Annotated in this window: 12 protein-coding genes; 8 read left to right on the top strand and 4 right to left on the bottom strand. The window is 61.4% G+C overall.

The window, feature by feature from the left end:
• Positions 1–921, top strand: a 921-nt coding sequence (locus VJR29_05050; protein HKY62769.1) for a hypothetical protein, incomplete at its 5' end; no start/stop codon positions are given.
• 162 nt (positions 922–1,083) lie between these two features.
• Here the strand turns inward: VJR29_05050 and VJR29_05045 are convergent.
• The 4 genes from VJR29_05045 to VJR29_05030 form a co-directional block, all read right to left on the bottom strand.
• Complete coding sequence (locus VJR29_05045) at positions 1,084–2,475, bottom strand: patatin-like phospholipase family protein (GenBank protein ID HKY62768.1); 1,392 nt, start codon at positions 2,473–2,475, stop codon at positions 1,084–1,086.
• A 157-nt stretch (positions 2,476–2,632) separates the two neighbouring features.
• Entirely contained in the window at positions 2,633–3,724 is a 1,092-nt protein-coding gene (locus VJR29_05040) for a tetratricopeptide repeat protein (protein ID HKY62767.1), read from the bottom strand.
• Positions 3,725–3,908: 184 nt separating this feature from the next.
• Positions 3,909–5,507, bottom strand: a complete 1,599-nt coding sequence (locus tag VJR29_05035; protein ID HKY62766.1) for a hypothetical protein — start codon at positions 5,505–5,507, stop codon at positions 3,909–3,911.
• Between the two features lie 333 nt (positions 5,508–5,840).
• Positions 5,841–7,634 carry a hypothetical protein gene (locus VJR29_05030; GenBank protein ID HKY62765.1) on the bottom strand — a complete coding sequence of 598 codons (1,794 nt, stop codon included), beginning with the start codon at positions 7,632–7,634 and terminating at the stop codon, positions 5,841–5,843.
• A gap of 111 nt (positions 7,635–7,745) precedes the next feature.
• Here VJR29_05030 and mfd point away from each other — a divergent pair, with 111 nt between their 5' ends.
• From mfd to VJR29_04995, 7 genes are all read left to right on the top strand, one after another.
• The gene (gene mfd / locus VJR29_05025) at positions 7,746–11,204 is read left to right on the top strand and encodes a transcription-repair coupling factor (GenBank protein HKY62764.1); all 3,459 of its coding nucleotides are present in this window, start codon (positions 7,746–7,748) and stop codon (positions 11,202–11,204) included.
• A gap of 84 nt (positions 11,205–11,288) precedes the next feature.
• The gene (locus VJR29_05020) at positions 11,289–12,218 is read left to right on the top strand and encodes a peptidyl-prolyl cis-trans isomerase (protein HKY62763.1); all 930 of its coding nucleotides are present in this window, start codon (positions 11,289–11,291) and stop codon (positions 12,216–12,218) included.
• Complete coding sequence (locus VJR29_05015; GenBank protein ID HKY62762.1) at positions 12,215–13,183, top strand: peptidyl-prolyl cis-trans isomerase; 969 nt, start codon at positions 12,215–12,217, stop codon at positions 13,181–13,183. Before VJR29_05020 ends, VJR29_05015 begins: the two co-directional genes overlap by 4 nt.
• 99 nt (positions 13,184–13,282) lie before the next feature.
• Positions 13,283–14,203 carry a 4-hydroxythreonine-4-phosphate dehydrogenase PdxA gene (gene pdxA, locus VJR29_05010; protein HKY62761.1) on the top strand — a complete coding sequence of 307 codons (921 nt, stop codon included), beginning with the start codon at positions 13,283–13,285 and terminating at the stop codon, positions 14,201–14,203.
• Positions 14,200–14,772 (top strand): UbiX family flavin prenyltransferase, encoded by a 573-nt coding sequence (locus tag VJR29_05005; GenBank protein HKY62760.1) that lies wholly within the window; start codon positions 14,200–14,202, stop codon positions 14,770–14,772. The genes pdxA and VJR29_05005 overlap by 4 nt, the downstream gene beginning before the upstream one ends.
• Positions 14,735–15,154 carry an MGMT family protein gene (locus tag VJR29_05000; GenBank protein ID HKY62759.1) on the top strand — a complete coding sequence of 140 codons (420 nt, stop codon included), beginning with the start codon at positions 14,735–14,737 and terminating at the stop codon, positions 15,152–15,154. Before VJR29_05005 ends, VJR29_05000 begins: the two co-directional genes overlap by 38 nt.
• Positions 15,155–15,217: 63 nt before the next feature.
• Positions 15,218–15,443, top strand: a 226-nt coding sequence (locus tag VJR29_04995) for a hypothetical protein (protein ID HKY62758.1), incomplete at its 3' end; no start/stop codon positions are given.

Raw genomic sequence — 15,443 nt, 5'->3', positions numbered from 1 at the left:
ATGTTCGGATTGGGCGCTCAGCTCTGCACTTGGGGCGACGCGGTTTGCGCCGGCGCGGGCTTCCGCATCGATCCCGGCGTCAATCCCAAGATCGACGTCGTCGACGGCAATTATCCGGCGATGGGCCTGAGCCCGGCCGGTTACACGGTCGGCGGAGGCATCGACATCATGCGTATCGTCGACAACATCCGCGGTGGCGGTGTGTCCAAGCCTCGTAGCGCCGTCAAGGCCGCCGAGGATAAGCCGGCCGCCGCCGTGACTCCGGGTGCCGCTCCCGCGGTGACTCCGGGTGCTCCGGCCCAGCCGAAGGCTGAACCCGCCAAGCCGGCCCTGACCGGTCTGGCCTTGGTCGAATCGCTCCGCGATGAGAACAAGAGCTTGCTGGCGGTCGCTTCCACCAATGCCAAGGCCGCGGACGTCGATCTCGCCGAAGTGAAGAAGAAGCCGGCCGAAGGCGCCGCCCAGGCCGCCGATGCGGTCCAGTCTTACCGCACGGTGCAGGATCGGATGAACAAGGCCAACGAAAACGTTGCCAAAATCAAGGCCGAAGTCGAAAAGCTCAGCGGCGATGACAAGAAAAAGGCCGAGGCGGCTTTGAAAGAAGCCACGGCGGCCGCCGACGAGGCCAACAAGCTGGCCCGGGCCGCTTGGGACGATGCCAGCGCGGCGGTTCAGCTATACAATAAGAACCGCGGCGCCAACGGGCCCATCGATTTCGTCGACACCAAGCCGGATGCTCAGGGCGCCAACAAGGCCAAGCCCGCCGGTAAGCCGGCGGCCAAGCCGGCCGCCAAGCCCGCTGCAAAGCCGGCGGAGAAGCCTGCTGAAAAGCCGGCCGAGAAACCCGCTGAAAAGCCGGCCGAGAAGCCGGCCGCCAAGCCGGCTGAAAAGCCCAAGGGCACCGACGGCGCCGACTGGTAAGCGGCTCAGTTCAGAATTACGCCACAGGACCTCGTTCCCTCAGGGAACGGGGTCTTTTTTTTGGTCGTCATCCTGAGCGCAGCGAAGGATCTGCGACCACCCAAGGTTGATGAGCGACCATCGGTGGCGGTAGATTCACTTCGTTCAGGATGACAATTGGTTTTAGGAGGATGAGGCCTTGGCTTTGCGGCCGCCGAGGATGATGCGCAAGCGGCTGCGGCTGCCGCCCTGGCCTTCGAGAACGTCCATGATCTCGCGCTCGTCGTTGGCCGCTCTTTGGATCTTGGCGGCGTCCTGCTCGACCAGCTCGCGGGTCATCTCGATTCCGTAGGAGGCCAGGATGGGTTTGATCTCGTCGAAGCGGTCGAGGATCGACATCCGGACCGACTCGAAGCCGGACTTGGCGGCATTGGCGCGGGTCCAGAAGGCGAAGGGGTTCATCTGGAAGAAGGTCGCGTCGTCTTCTTTGGGTTGGACCAGGATGATGTCGCCCTTGAAGCCCTTGTCTTCCTCCAAGCGCTTGATTCCGTCCTGTAGGCGCTGGTGGTAAAGGGTCCGGAAAACCTGGTTGAAGACGCCGAAGACGCCGTTGTCCGAGATGCGCGGGTCGCGGGCGACGTAACGGTTCTTTTCGCGGAGGTATTCGACGTTGACCAGGTTCTTGAGCGGCCGGAAGGGATTGTAGCAGATCACCAGCTCGGCGCCCTTTTCCAGGGCCAGGTCGATATTGGCGGTCTTGAGCACGCCGCCGTCGATATAATCGACGCCCTTGATCCGCACCGGCTTGTAGAAGCCGGGCATCGCGGTCGAGGCCTGGACCGCCTGGCTGATCGTCACGTCGTTCTTTTCGTCCCAGCCGAAGATCGCCCGATCCGAGGTATCGAGGGTCATGGCGCAGATATAGAGGTCCTTGCCCCGCATCCGCTTCAGCACCTTGAAGTGATTGCTGAGGTGGTTCCGCTTCATGTTCTCGGCCAGAAAGCGCTCCAAGGGCTGGTTGTCGAAGAAGCCGGTCGGCATGGCGCTCAGGATCGAGGGGGCCGAGCGGCCGCTATAGAGCGCTCGGGCCAGCGGCTTCACCATCTTTTCATAGTTCGAATAGTTCGGCTCGTTGACGAAGCGGAGGAAACCCTTCTTGAGGCTGTCGCCGATATTGGGCAGGGCCTGGAAGAAATCGAGCAGGATGTTGGGGAAATAACCGAAGCGCTCCAAAAGATAATGGACCGGCTTCTCGATCATCTCCCGCCAATTCAAATTGTAGATGTCGAGCGGCGTGAGCTGGGAAAAATGCTCGCTGGTGCCGTCGAGGCTTTTCAAGATCTCTTCCGGCGGGATGCCGCCGGCCAAGGGCGCGGCCAGGAAGCCGCCGGCCGAGGTTCCGACGTAGATGTCGAAATCGGTGACCTTGCGGTTGACCAGGAAATCGTTGAGGGCCTTGAGTCCGCCGGCCTTGAAGGCTCCGCCGCTAATGGCGCCGCCGGCGAGAACGAGGGCGATTTTGCTATGGTGCTTTTTCTTGGTGAGATCGCTTTTCTGGACGATTCGAATTCCCAAGCGCAGCTCCTTCCCAAATCCCTGCAGATGACACAGCGGGTCGAAACTAACGATGAATTTGCAGCGAAGTCAAGCAATGTCACCCGGTAGGGGCGGGTCTTGCACCCGCCCGTTGCACAGATTTGTTGGGCAGACAGGACGACCGCAAGGGTCGCCCCTACACTTCGCCCCTTCGCATCTTGAGGATCATCTTGAGGTTGGGTGTGTAGTCGCCGTAGGCGTTCTCGCCGGCCTTGAAATGCTTCCACGCCTCCTCCCGCTTGCCGTCCTGAAGAGCCAGGACGCCCAGCATGTAGTGGGCATAGGCCTGCCAAGCCTTGGGCGGGTTGTGATCGAGGAATTCCTGGAAGGTCGCGGCCGCCATTTTTTTGTCGCCGGCCCGGTTATAGGCCAGGGCCTTGAAGTAGCGGGCGACGTTGACTTCCGGCGCCATCGCCAACACCTCGTCGAGGGTGGCCTGGGCCTCGGGGAATTTCCGGTTGAGGGAGAGGAAATTGCCCTTGAGGTTTCGCATCATGATGTTGCTCGGATACTTGTCGAGCAGGGTTTGGGCGAGCGGGACGCCTTTCGCGCCATTATTCTGTTCATGATAGACGAAAGTCATGGCGGCCAGCGCCAGGTCGCCGGCGACGATCGACTCATTGATTGCGCGCTGGATCTGCTCGATGCCTTCCTTCCGGCGATCCTTGAAGAAGGGCAGGAATTTGATTCGGCTGGTGAACACGCTTCGCCAGTAATCGTAGAGGCCCAGGCCCAGATAGACGTCGGTGAAGGCCGGGTCCTTGTTCAGAGCCCGCTCCAGGCACTTTTTGGCTTGGCCGCTTTCGCCCATGGCCTTGAGGTACTCGTCCTTGCGCACGTAGTAGAAGCCGCGGAGACCGCTGGAGGCACCGCAGAGGAAGTTCTCCCAGGCGCTGGAGCTCTCGTTCTTGGCGATCTTGTCGACGACGATCTTGTTGCGCTTCTGCTCTTCCTCGAAGGTCGAATCGAGCGAAAAGTCGAAGTTCTCGAACATCTGGGCATTGTAGAGCGCCATCAAGCCGAAGGAGCCGAGGGCCGAATCGGGATATTGTTGGGCCAGTTGGGAGAAGAGGGCTTTGGCCTCGGGGTAGCGCCGGTTGAAGATCAGGCTTTGGCCTTGGAGGGCCTGGTTGAGAATTTCCTCGGTGGCGCCTTGGGGAATGTGGCGGAAAGCGCTGAGGCTGAAGAAGCTGAACACAAGGAAGAAAATTCGCAGGAGCTTAGTCATCTTGAAAGATTCTACGCTGAAGCCAAGAAAGAAGCTCTTATCCCCCCTTTGAAAAAGGGGGGAAGGGGGGATTTTGCCGCGATGGCTAATAAAAAAAGGGTATATAAAAAGAAAGCATGGGCCCGAGGTTTGTAGAAAACCCCTGGGCCCATGCTGGACCTGGGATGAGGAGATTTAAAAACCTTTATTGCAACCGAATGACAATTCCACCCGCGATCATACTTGGGGGCGCGGAAAAGCTCAAGCCTTGTCCTGCATCCCGTAGCTGATTTCCGTCGACTTCGAGGAAGAGCCCGGCGGTGGAGCGGATCTGACCCTGGAAAGGAATTTTGGACAGATCTTGCCCTTGGAGACCGTGGAGGACGGTCCCCCGGTTGTCGCTTTGGCTTCCAACTAGCGAAATTCCTTGGAAATTATAACGAGGGTCGTCGGAAATTCCGCTCTGGCTGAGCTGCAGGGTGGCGTAAAAATCGAGCAGCAAGTTGCGGTAGCTCCATCCGGTGGCTGCCTCGATATTCGCGACTCCCTTGCCCGGTCCTTGGAGCAGTGCCGCCAGGAGCTCGGTGCCGCTCCCCACTTGGGGGTAGCGGCCCAGCTCGGCCTGTTCGAAGAGGTAACGGAAGAAAAGATAGGCGCCGCCGCGCTGGGCGACCGAAGTGCCGGCGGTGAAGGGAGCGTCGCCCGGGGCCCGAAGGTAGAGTCCGACCCGGGAGGGGTTTTCGACGCCGGTGCCGGCCAGCCCACCGGAGTTATCGAGATCCTCGATGAAATGGCTGATCCCTTCATTGGCCCAGGGCTCCTCGGCCCCGTCGTTGCTGATCAGCACATGTTGGTTGAAGCTGATCATGTGCTGAAACTCATGGGGCAAAACCGAGGGGGCGATATTCGATCGCCAAAAATCGAGGCTCAAGGTCACATTCCAGTCGCCCTTGGGATCGGGAACGCAGATGAAAAGGACCTCGCGCTCGTTGCTCGTTCCCCCGCCCGCGGGAAAGAGATCGCCGCCGTAGAAGTAGCCGGTGACGAAGCCGCCGCCGGTGTTGCCCAGCCGGTTGACCGCCGGGCTGAAAAGCACCGAGAAGAGTCCGTTGCCGTCCACGTCGGATTCCTCGCCCAGGAGGCGGCGCTCATGGGGGATCTTGGCCTCGAAGCCGTCGATGACGCCGGCCAGCGTCGAGGCGTTGAGCGAGTTGAGAATGGCTTCGTCGACATAGTAGACCGCATGGTCGCTGCGCTGGACCTCGATGCCGCAGACATTTTCATGGTCGACATTATTGGACAGCGAGCTCAGGACCTTGAAAAGGACGCCGCGTCCGCCGCCGCAGGTGACGGGCGCGGCCATGCTCTTGGTTCCTCTCGAGTCTGGTGAGAAGGGCTCGAGCCCGACCAAGCCCTTCTCCCATTCTCGAAGGTGACCGTGAAAATTGTGCAGGGACTCGCCGGTTTCTTCCTTTTCTTCGAGGGCCGAGCTCAAGGTTTGAAGCAGTTTGGCCGAGGAGTCGGCCAGGCCGTTCAGGGCGACATCGAATGTCGAGCTTTCGGTGTTGGCCGAAAAGAGGACCAGCGAGAACTTCTCGTCGCCCGACAGCTCGCTGAAGTGGATTTGGGCATGGTTCGAAGAGTCGAATTCCAGCGGCCGTACCTCGCCCGGTGCGAAGCCGCCGCCCAAGGCCTGGGTCGAAAAATCCGCTCCGGTGCCGCCGCCCCCGCAGGCGGCCAAGCCGAGCAGAACTAGGATGGAAGAAAGGGGAAAATGAAGAGAGTCCCGGCGCTGAATAAACATAGCTGCACACTCCGTCGAAAATTTGCGCGGGAAGGCTTTTCAGGCTCTCTCGGTCGGTATTGGGTAGGCTTCTCAGGGGATTTAAAAAGCAACTAAGGTGCCATTTTGAGAAATTAGCGACAAAAATTAAAATTATTAATTAATTTTAAATACTTATGATTATCAAATTGAATTTAAGTTATTTGACGAAAAAATAGCAAAAAGGGGTATTTTAAACCCCCTTAAGGGTCAAATAACCTTTAAGCACATGAAAAATAAAATGAAGATGTGGATTTAGCAGGTCTGCCAAACAGCGGGTATATTTTGACACTTCGCAGGGGCTAAAGCCCCTGGCTACAGGAAGAAGCTGGCTGCGACAATGCCCAGAACCGAAACGGCCACTGCGTAAAGGATGAAGGCGTAGAGCCGGGGGCGTCCGCGATATCGTTCCCTCATCCCGAGCATCTCGAAGACATTGGCTGGAACGCTTTGCGGCCCCGGGTCGGGCAGGGGGAGGGCCGCCGCTTGGCCGCCATCGGCCTCGGGCCGGACTCCGTTTTTCTTGGCGCCGCCGAAGATCGACCGCTCCAAGCGGGCCTGGCTGAAGGGGTCGATGTTCCCTTTGGGATTGAAGACCACGTTCTTGGCGCTCTCCTCGGCCTGGATCAGGCGCGACTGGTTTTCGAGGATGTGGTCGAGCTCGAGGTAGCTGATCTCTTCGCCGAACATCTTCTTCATCATCTCGGCGTCGATTTTTTGTCCGGGCTTGAGGTTGGAGAGCCATTCCAGGAATTGCTCGTCGTCGACCGCCACCTGGGTGAACTTCTGCTCGCGGTTTTTGCCATCGGCCGAATATTTCAGATCGCCGACCAGGGTGTTGGTTTGGCCCTTCTTGAAGAGGCCCCGAAAGATCATGCCGAGGACGTCTTCCAGCGATTTTTTGGAGCTCTTCTCTTGATTGCCCACCTTCATCATCCGGGCGAAGAAAGCTTCCCAGTCGCTCTTGCCCGGAAATTGGGGGCCGCCTTCGCCCACCGGCTCGTAAACTTCGTGGCCTTCCTCCAAGACTTGGTGGAGGAGGAGGGCGAAGCGAGTCTCGAAGTCGAGCTGCTGCTCCTTGGCCTCTTCTTTTTTGTCGGCGGCCTTGCCGTCCTTGAGCGATTCGGTGCCGCGGCTGGCCTCGGTTTGATCGGAGCCGCGCAGCGAGCCGTCGCCCTTGCGGATCTGGACCGCCTTGTTGCGCAAGGCTTTGCCCAGCAGGGCCTGGGCCTCGGCGCTCAAGGGGTGATCGCCACCGTCCTCGCTGGGCAGCTCGGTGAGGCTCCCGTCCTTATTGAGCTTGAAGGCCCGAAATTCCTTGCCGTCCTTGACGAAGACCAAGTTGCCCCGGATGTTGACCGCGACTTGAGCGGTGGTGTTCGCGAACTGTTGGGCCGCGCCGCCGAGCTGGTTCTGCACCAGCCTTTGGACTTGTTGGAACATGGAGTCCGGCGAGAAGGGCCTGCCGGTGAAAGCCCGGGCCGAGGCTTCGGTGCCGGCGCCAAAGGCCCGGCCGTATTGAATGACCAAGGTCGGGGCCCGTTCGCCCGTTCCGGTCGCGGTTCGCGGCATGTTGGGCATGGTCCGGGCCATGGCCGGATTGCCGGCGGTCGTGGTCCGGCCGCTGGTTTGAGCTTGGGGATTGGGCGAGCGCGCCGTCGTCGGCTGACCTTGCTGGCCTTGTTGACGAATCAGGGCCCGCGCCGATTCCGGGGTGTGGGGCGAATTGGCGACCGTCCAGTTTTGGGCGTTGGCCGAGCCGACGGTCTGTTGCGGCTTGCTGAGCTGCCGGCCGGCTTCGCGTTGCAGCTGTTGGTCCGAGGTCCGAGACAGGAACTGGTCCATCTCGGTCTCTTTGACGGCCGGAGCGTCGCTGCCGACGAGCGGGCGGGACTCATGGCGCTCGCCGGTTTTGGGCTGCTCTTCGGCGCTTTGCTCGCGAATGGCGGAGCGGCCTTGCTCTTGGACCGCGCTCTGTTCGCGGAGCTGCTGGGCCTGCTGCTGAGCCTCGATCGGCTTGGCTTGGGCCTGTTCGAACATGTTCTTGACGATATCGGCCCCGGCTGACCGCACCGGGGGACCCTTGACACCGCCGCCTTCGACTCCCATGTGGAGGATCCTCCTTCTTCCCGATCATCCTAACGGATTATCGGGGGGATGTCTTATGGAATTCCCTCTCCTTGACCCTGAAATCACCTGGGATTAGGAAAGCCGACTTCGATGCAGCGCTTGGACGAAATCCTGCCGAAAGCCGATTCCGGCTTGGAGCTCAGCGGCCTTCATGGTTCCGCCTTGGGCTTTGCCGTCGCGCGCCTTTTTCAGAAGCGGGCCGAGCCGCTGCTGCTCTTCGTGCCCGATCCCAAAAGCGCCCAGGAGCTCAAGGAGGACCTGACCTTCTTCCTCGGGACTTCCGCGCCGGTCCTAATGCTGCCGCCGGTCGGCATCCTCCCTTATTACGGCTTGAGCCCCAATCCCGACGCCTTGGCCGAGCGGCTCTCGCTGCTTCACGAGCTGCGCCAGCGCCGCGAGCCCTACGTCGCCATCTTTTCGATGTCGGCCCTGAACCGCCGCCTGCCGCCTAAGGCGATCTTCAGCGAGCATTCGGACTATGTCGTGGCCGGCGAGGAGATGGATCGCGACGGATTGGTGGCCCGGCTGACGGCCGCCGGCTACCTTCACGTGCCGGTGGTCGAGGATCCGGGGACCTTCTGCAAGCGTGGCGGCATTCTCGACGTCTACTCGCCGCAGCTGGCCCGGCCGGTGCGGATGGAATTTTTCGGCGACTTGGTCGAAAGCCTGCGCCACTTCGATCCCGAGAGCCAACGTTCCGAGGAAGCCATCGAGGAATTCGTCGTCATCCCGGCCCGCGAAGTCTTGATGACCGAGGCCAGCGTCACCCTGGCGCTCCGGCGCTTCCGGGAGCGGGCCGACGAGCTGGGTCTGCCCAAATCGGAGCGCGATCCTTTCACCGAGGCGCTCAAGCACCGGATGGCGCCGCCGGCGCTCGAGACCTACCTGCCGTTCTTTTACGAAAAGACGGCCACCGTCTTCGATTACCTTCCGGCCAAGGGACTTTGCCTCTGGGTCGAGCCCGAGCTTTCGAAGGCCCAATTCGAGGAGCTGTCGAAAGAGGCCGCGGCCGCCCATCAGGCCAGCCACACCCTGGAGCGCCTGGTATCGCCGGCCGATCTGCTGCTGGAGTGGCGGGAAGTGGCGGAGGAGCTGAAGCGGCGGGGGACTTGGGTTTACCGGGCCCTGAGCTCGGGCCCCGAGGTTCGGACTTTTCAAACTTCGACCCACGAGGAGCTGAGCGCCCTGCTGAAGCATGCTCACCTGAGCGAGGAGATGCTGGCGCCGCTGGTCGAGCGCTTGAAGGAATGGATGCGGATCGGAGTTCGGCTGTTGATGGTCGCCGGGACTCATTCCCAGCGATTGCGGTTGCAAGATTTGCTGGAGCGGGCCGGATTGCCGCTCCGCGATCTCCCCGGCGGCTTCGCCGAGTTCGCTCAGCTGAAGGATCAGGCCAAAGCGGTCTATGTCTGCGAAGGCCATGTCGCCAAGGGCTTCCTCTGGGCCGGCGAGGGCTTGGCCCTGCTCACCGACCAGGAGATTTTCGGCGAGAAGCAGCGTCGCCGCCGGGCCGAGGCCAAGAAAGCCCAGGCTTTCACCACCTTCGAAGAGCTGGCCGAGGGTGATTACATCGTCCACGAGGAGCACGGGCTCGGCGTCTACCGGGGCCTGCAAAATCTCAACCTCGACGGTCAGCCCAACGACTTCCTCCTCCTGGAGTATCTCGGCAACGACAAGCTTTACCTCCCGGTCTACCGCCTGAACCTAGTGAGCCGCTACACCGCTCAGGAGGGCCACATTCCCCGCCTCGATAAGCTCGGCGCCGGGACCTGGGACAAGAACAAGGCCAAGGTCCGCAAGGCCTTGCGGGCCATGGCCGGCGAGCTGCTCAAGCTTTATGCCGAACGGGCCGCCCAGCATGGTTATGCCTTCAGTCCGGGCGGCGTGCTCTACGAGGAGTTCGAGGCGACCTTCCCCTTCGAGGAGACGCCGGATCAGGACCGGGCGATTCGGGAGGTCAACCGCGACATGGACGAGCCCCGGCCGATGGACCGCCTGATCTGCGGCGACGTCGGCTTCGGCAAGACCGAAGTCGCGATGCGGGCGGCTTTCCGGTCGGTGGTCGACAACAAGCAGGTGGCGGTGCTGGTTCCGACGACGGTGCTGGCGCTGCAGCACGAGCGAAACTTCCGAAGCCGTTTCCAGAATTTTCCGGCCAAGGTCGAGATGCTCTCGCGCTTCGTCAAGCCCAAGCGCCAACAGGAAATCCTGGAGGAGCTGCGCCAAGGCAAGGTCGACATCCTCATCGGCACCCATTCGATCCTCGGCCGGGAAGTCCATTTCAAGGATTTGGGCTTGGTCATCGTCGACGAGGAGCACCGCTTCGGCGTCGCCCAGAAGGAGAAGATCAAGCGCTTCAAGCGGCTGGCCGACGTCGTCACGCTGACCGCGACGCCGATCCCCCGCACCCTCAACATGTCGCTCTCCGGAATCCGCGATCTTTCGGTGATCGCGACGCCGCCGGTCGACCGGCTCTCGATCCAAACTTTCGTCGCGTCTTACAACGAGGGCCTGATCCGCGAAGCCATTCTCCGCGAGCTTTCCCGCGGCGGCCAGGTCTACTTCATCCACAACCGGGTTCAGAGCATCCGGGACATGAAACGGCGATTGGAAGAGCTGGTGCCCGAGGCCAAAGTCGAGATCGGCCACGGTCAGATGGAGGAGGGCGAGCTCGAGTCGGTGATGATCCGCTTCCTCAACCGCGAGTTCAACGTCTTCCTTTGCACCACCATCGTCGAGTCGGGCCTCGACATCCCCTCGGCCAACACGATGATCGTCAACCGCGCCGACACTTTCGGCTTGGCCCAGCTCTACCAGCTCCGCGGACGGATCGGGCGCTCCAATTTGCGGGCCTATGCCTACTTGATGATACCGGGTCAGGAAGCCATCACCAGCCAGGCCCGGGCCCGGCTGGCGGTCTTGCAGCGTTACACCGATCTCGGCTCGGGCTTCAAAATCGCCGCTCACGATCTCGAGATCCGGGGCGCCGGCAACTTGCTCGGGCCGGAGCAGTCCGGCCACATCGCGGCGGTCGGTTATGAGATGTACACCCGCCTGCTCGAGGAGGCGATTCTCGAGGTCAAGGGCGAGACCCGGCCCGAGGCCCCCGACCCCGAGCTCCAGCTCAAGCTGGCCGCGGCCATCCCGGAAGATTACATCCCCGAAACGACGATGCGGCTCACCCTTTACAAGCGGCTGGCTTCGGTGGCCGACGAGGCCGAGCTCGATGCCCTGGGCGAGGAGATTCACGACCGCTTCGGCAAGCTGCCCGAGACCGTGCAAAACCTCCTGACCGTGATGCGGATCAAGGCCCTGGCCCGGCGGGTTTGGGCCAAGCAGGTTCGGTTGGAGAGCAAGCGGGCGGTCTTCGTCTTCGATCCCAACGCGCCGCTCGACGTCGCCGAATTGACCCGGACGATCGCCAAGGAGCCGGAGCGCTTCCGCTGGTTGGCGCCGCAGGAGCTGGCGATGGGGTTCAAGCCCGGCAAGGAGGGTGCGGCCATCGAATCGATTCAGAAGTTTTTGGCGGGCTTGAGGCTGGCGGAGTAGAAGGGGAGTGTCATCCTGAGCGAAGCGAAGGATGACAGTTAGGCAATGATTGCTCCCTTTCCGGCGATTTGCTAACCCCCACCCATGCGCAAGCTCCACGCCATTTTGGCCCTCCCGGTCCTCTTGGCCGCCTGCCAGAAATTCGACTTCAGCCGGACGGTGGCCACCATCGACGGCGAGCCGGTTCCGGCTCAGGAGCTGCGCCGCGTTCTGCTGCGGGAGAAAGAGAAATATCCGCCGGAAAAGCTCGGCTCGGGAAGTGAGTTCGTCAAGATCAAGGAGAAGACTCTGAACGAGCTGATCGACCGCAAGCTCCTCCTCAAGGAAGCCACCGCTCAGGGGACCTACCTCAGCGAGCAGGAATTCCAAGAGGAGCTTCGCAAGTACAAGAGCAACTACACCGAGCTCGCCTTCCAAAGGATGCTGCAGGAGCGGGGCATGTCCAACGAGGAGTGGCTCCAGTTGCGCCGCGAGAGCTTCATCGTCGGGAAATTCCTGGCCCAGCAGAATCCCGAAGCCAAGGCGACCACGCCGGCGGCGGTCCAGAAATATTACGACGAGCACCTCGCCGAATTCCAAGTCCCGGAGTCGGTCCACGTCCGGCAGATCGTCACCGACACCAAGGAGAAGGCCGAATCGATCCTCCGGCGCCTCAAGCAGGGCGAAAATTTCGCCAAGCTGGCGCGGGACCTCTCGCTCTCGCCGGACCGCAGCGAGGGCGGCGACCTCGGTTTCATCCGTCGGGGCAGCTTTCCCCGCGAATTCGAGGTCTGTTTCACGATGAATCCCGGCGAAATATCCCCAATTATTCCAAGTGTTTACGGCTTCCACCTTTTCAAGGTCCTGGAAAAGGTCCCAGGCCGCACCCTGGACTTGACCGAGGTCTCCAACAAGATTTACGTGCAACTCAAGCAGCAAAGCCGCGAAGAATACTTGAACACTCTTTTGGCAGGGCTGCGTAGCCAGGCCAAGATCGAGATCAACCGGGAAGTTCTGGAGAAAATGCCCTTATGAAGCCGAAGAAAATTTCCTTAAGCCTAAGTCTGTTCGCCCTGCTGGCGGCCGCCCCGCCGTTGAAGGCCGAGGTGGTCGACAAAGTCGTCGCCGTGGTCAACGATGAGCCGGTCATGCTCTTCGAAGTCGACCGGCTGATGGCCGCCAATCTCGAAGATATCAAGAAGGCCGAGGGCGGTCAGGCGAAGAAGGACAAGTTTGCCAGCTACCGCAGCATGGCCTTGGACCGACTGATCGGCGACAAGCTGCTCGACCAACAGATGGCTCAGATGAAGCTCCAAGTCACCGACGAGGACGTGCAGAAGGCCGCCGGCAACATCATGCAGCGGAACTCCCTGAGCAAGGAAGATTTGGTCAAGCAGCTCGCCTCCAAGGGCATCACCTACGACCAATACCTCATCGACCTGAAGTCCCAGCTGAAGAAGGTGAAGTTCGTCGGCCAAGTCATCGCGCCGCGGATCAAGGTCACCGACGCCGACCTTGACGAGTTTTTCGCCGCCCACAGCGAGCAATTCGGCCGTTTCCAGAGCGTCCAGATGGGGCAGGTCATCCTGCCGCTTTCGCCGGGCGCCGGCGACGCCGAGCTGGCCCAGGCCCAGGCCCGGGCTCAAGAGGTGATTCAAAAGGCCAAGAAGGGCGACAATTTCGAGGAGCTCGGAAAGAAATACTCGGCCTCGGCCGGAACCGCCGTGCCGACGATTTATCAAGTCAACCAACTGGCTCCGGCCATTGCCGAAGCTCTTTCGGAGCTCAAGCCCGGAGACGTCAGCCAACCGGTCCGCACCGAGCTCGGCCTCCACGTGGTGAAGCTCTTCGAGCGCAAGACCCTGGCCGGCGACGAATACCAGGCGGTGCGCGAGCAGCTTCGCGAGAAGGTTTTCCAAGAGAAGGTTCAGGAAGAGCTCGAAAAATACGTCAACGAGCTGAAGGGCAAGAGCTACATCCAGGTCAAAAGCCTTTCGTAGTCGTCATCCTGAGCGGAGCGAAGGATCCGCGACTGCCCAATATAGATCATCCACCTTGGGTGGTCGCAGATCCTTCGTCGCTTCGCTCCTCAGGATGACATGAAACATCGTATGGCTTCCTCTCGAACAATCGGCGTGACCATGGGCGATCCTCTCGGCATCGGAGCCGAGATCATCCTCAAGGCCCTGAGCCGCTGGAAGGGTCGAAGCTCCATCAAGGTCTTCGGCGATCCCCACCTTTTGAAAGAGCTGCCCCGGGGCGAGCTCCAGCCGATTTCCCTCGGCAGTAGCGGCCGCAAGCCGACCGCCGAAGAGGCCGGCCAAGCCTCGGTCGCCTACCTCGACGCCGCGATGGCGGCTTGGCGGAGCGGCGGTATCGACGCCTTGGTCACCGCGCCGATCGCCAAGCACCATGTCAACCTCGCCGGCTTTCCCTTTCCCGGCCACACCGAGTACCTCGCCGCCCAGACCAAGACTGAAAAATTCGCCATGATGATGGCCGGGCCGAAGCTGAAGGTGACCTTGGTCACGATCCACGAGCCCTTGAAGCGGGTGCCGGAGCTGCTCAGCGTCGCCAAGATCCTCGAGACGATCGAAATCACCCACCGGGCCCTGCGCGAGCGCTTCGGCATCGCCAAGCCGCGGCTGGCGGTCTGCGGTCTCAATCCCCACGCCGGCGAGGAAGGCCTGCTGGGCCGGGAAGAGATCGAGCTCATCGCTCCGGCGATCGCCGAGGCTCGGCGCCGGGGTTTCGATTGCGCGGGCCCGAAAGTGCCCGATGCCGTCTTTCATGAAGCCTATCAGGGAAATTGGGACGCCTTGGTCTGCATGTATCATGACCAGGGCTTGATCCCTTTCAAGATGGTCCACTTCGCCGATGGCGTGAACGTGACTTTGGGGCTCCCGCTGGTGCGCACCAGTCCCGACCACGGCACCGCCTTCGACATCGCCGGCCAGGGCAAGGCCGATCCCTCCTCGATGATCGCCGCCCTGAAGCTAGCCGAGGAGATGCTGGGATGAAGCGGCTCATCGTCGGAATTTCGGGTTCGAGCTCGCCGGCCTTGGGCATTCGGCTATTGGAGGTCCTCCGTGATCGCGGTGAGATCGAGACCCACTTGGTGTTGAGCGACACCGTCGAGAAGACCTTGGCCTACGAAGCCCCCGAGTGGTCGGTCGAGAAGCTGCGATCCTTGGCCCATCACTGGCATTCGGTGAAAAATCTCGCGGCGCCCATCGCCAGCGGCAGCTTTCCGGTCGACGCGATGGCGGTGGTGCCTTGCAGCATGCGCAGCCTCGCGGCCATCGCCCACGGCTTCGGCGACAATCTCCTCACCCGGGCCGCCGACGTGACCTTGAAGGAGCGGCGGCCCTTGGTCCTCGTCACCCGGGAGACGCCGCTCAACTTGGCCCACCTCCGCAACATGACGGCGGTGACCGAGATGGGCGGGGTGATCCTGCCGCCGGTTTTGGCTTTCTATCATCGCCCCCAATCGGTGCAGGACTTGATCGATCACACGGTCGGAAAGGTCCTCGACGTTTTGAAGATCCCCCATGAGCTCTTCCGCCGCTGGCAAGGCCAAGACAAATAAAGCGCTGCCAAGCTTCAACGACAAGGTCTTGCGGATCGTCCGGCGCATCCCGCGGGGCAAGCTGCTCAGCTACGGCCAAGTCGCCGCGATGGCCGGCTCGCCGCGGGCGGCCCGGATCGTCGGCGGTATCCTCTTCCGGCTGGGTCCGGGAACCAAGCTGCCTTGGCAGCGGGTGATCAATTCCCAGGGCGGCATCTCGACCTTCCGCGTCGGCTCCGGCGAGCGGCAAATGGCCTTGCTGAAGGCGGAGGGAATTCGCTTCAACCGGGGCGGTCGAACTAATTTAAAGCTTTATCAATGGGTTCCATCCACCCGAATTCTCAAGGAATTTGAGGTCAAGGATGACTTGGCGATTTTGCTCAATTTTCGCCCCGATTTCTGAGGACTTGAAGCAACTAAAGCATTAGAAAGCCGATGAAATAGCTCACCTTTAGTGGGTTTTTTTATGGTTTTCCGGGTAGGACATCCGCCGGCCGAAGGGGCCGCCGGACCGGGGGGAGGAAGCGCCGGCGCCTTTGCGCCTGCGACGACCGTCGCTCGCTTGCAGCAGTCCTTGAACGGCCGCCTGAGTCCGGCTCAAAGCCGCACGCTCGCTTCCTTGGCCGGCGAAGCCGACGCCGAGCTCTTCGCCCAAGGCCTGCTCGATCTGGCCCGCCGAGTCCAACACTCCG

The sequence above is a fragment of the bacterium genome, assembly GCA_035281585.1.
Lineage (GTDB): Bacteria > UBA10199 > UBA10199 > DSSB01 > DSSB01 > DATEDP01.
Note: the sequence above shows the minus strand (reverse complement) of the source record. Positions and strands in the feature narration are given on the sequence as shown.

Coding starts and splice junctions, on each gene's coding strand:
- VJR29_05040 (HKY62767.1), bottom strand. CDS start 3,724: ATGACTAAGCTCCTGCGAATTTTCTTCCTTGTGTTCAGCTTCTTCAGC.
- VJR29_05035 (HKY62766.1), bottom strand. CDS start 5,507: ATGTTTATTCAGCGCCGGGACTCTCTTCATTTTCCCCTTTCTTCCATC.
- VJR29_05030 (HKY62765.1), bottom strand. CDS start 7,634: ATGGGAGTCGAAGGCGGCGGTGTCAAGGGTCCCCCGGTGCGGTCAGCC.
- mfd (HKY62764.1), top strand. CDS start 7,746: ATGCAGCGCTTGGACGAAATCCTGCCGAAAGCCGATTCCGGCTTGGAG.
- VJR29_05020 (HKY62763.1), top strand. CDS start 11,289: ATGCGCAAGCTCCACGCCATTTTGGCCCTCCCGGTCCTCTTGGCCGCC.
- VJR29_05015 (HKY62762.1), top strand. CDS start 12,215: ATGAAGCCGAAGAAAATTTCCTTAAGCCTAAGTCTGTTCGCCCTGCTG.
- pdxA (HKY62761.1), top strand. CDS start 13,283: ATGAAACATCGTATGGCTTCCTCTCGAACAATCGGCGTGACCATGGGC.
- VJR29_05005 (HKY62760.1), top strand. CDS start 14,200: ATGAAGCGGCTCATCGTCGGAATTTCGGGTTCGAGCTCGCCGGCCTTG.
- VJR29_05000 (HKY62759.1), top strand. CDS start 14,735: ATGAGCTCTTCCGCCGCTGGCAAGGCCAAGACAAATAAAGCGCTGCCA.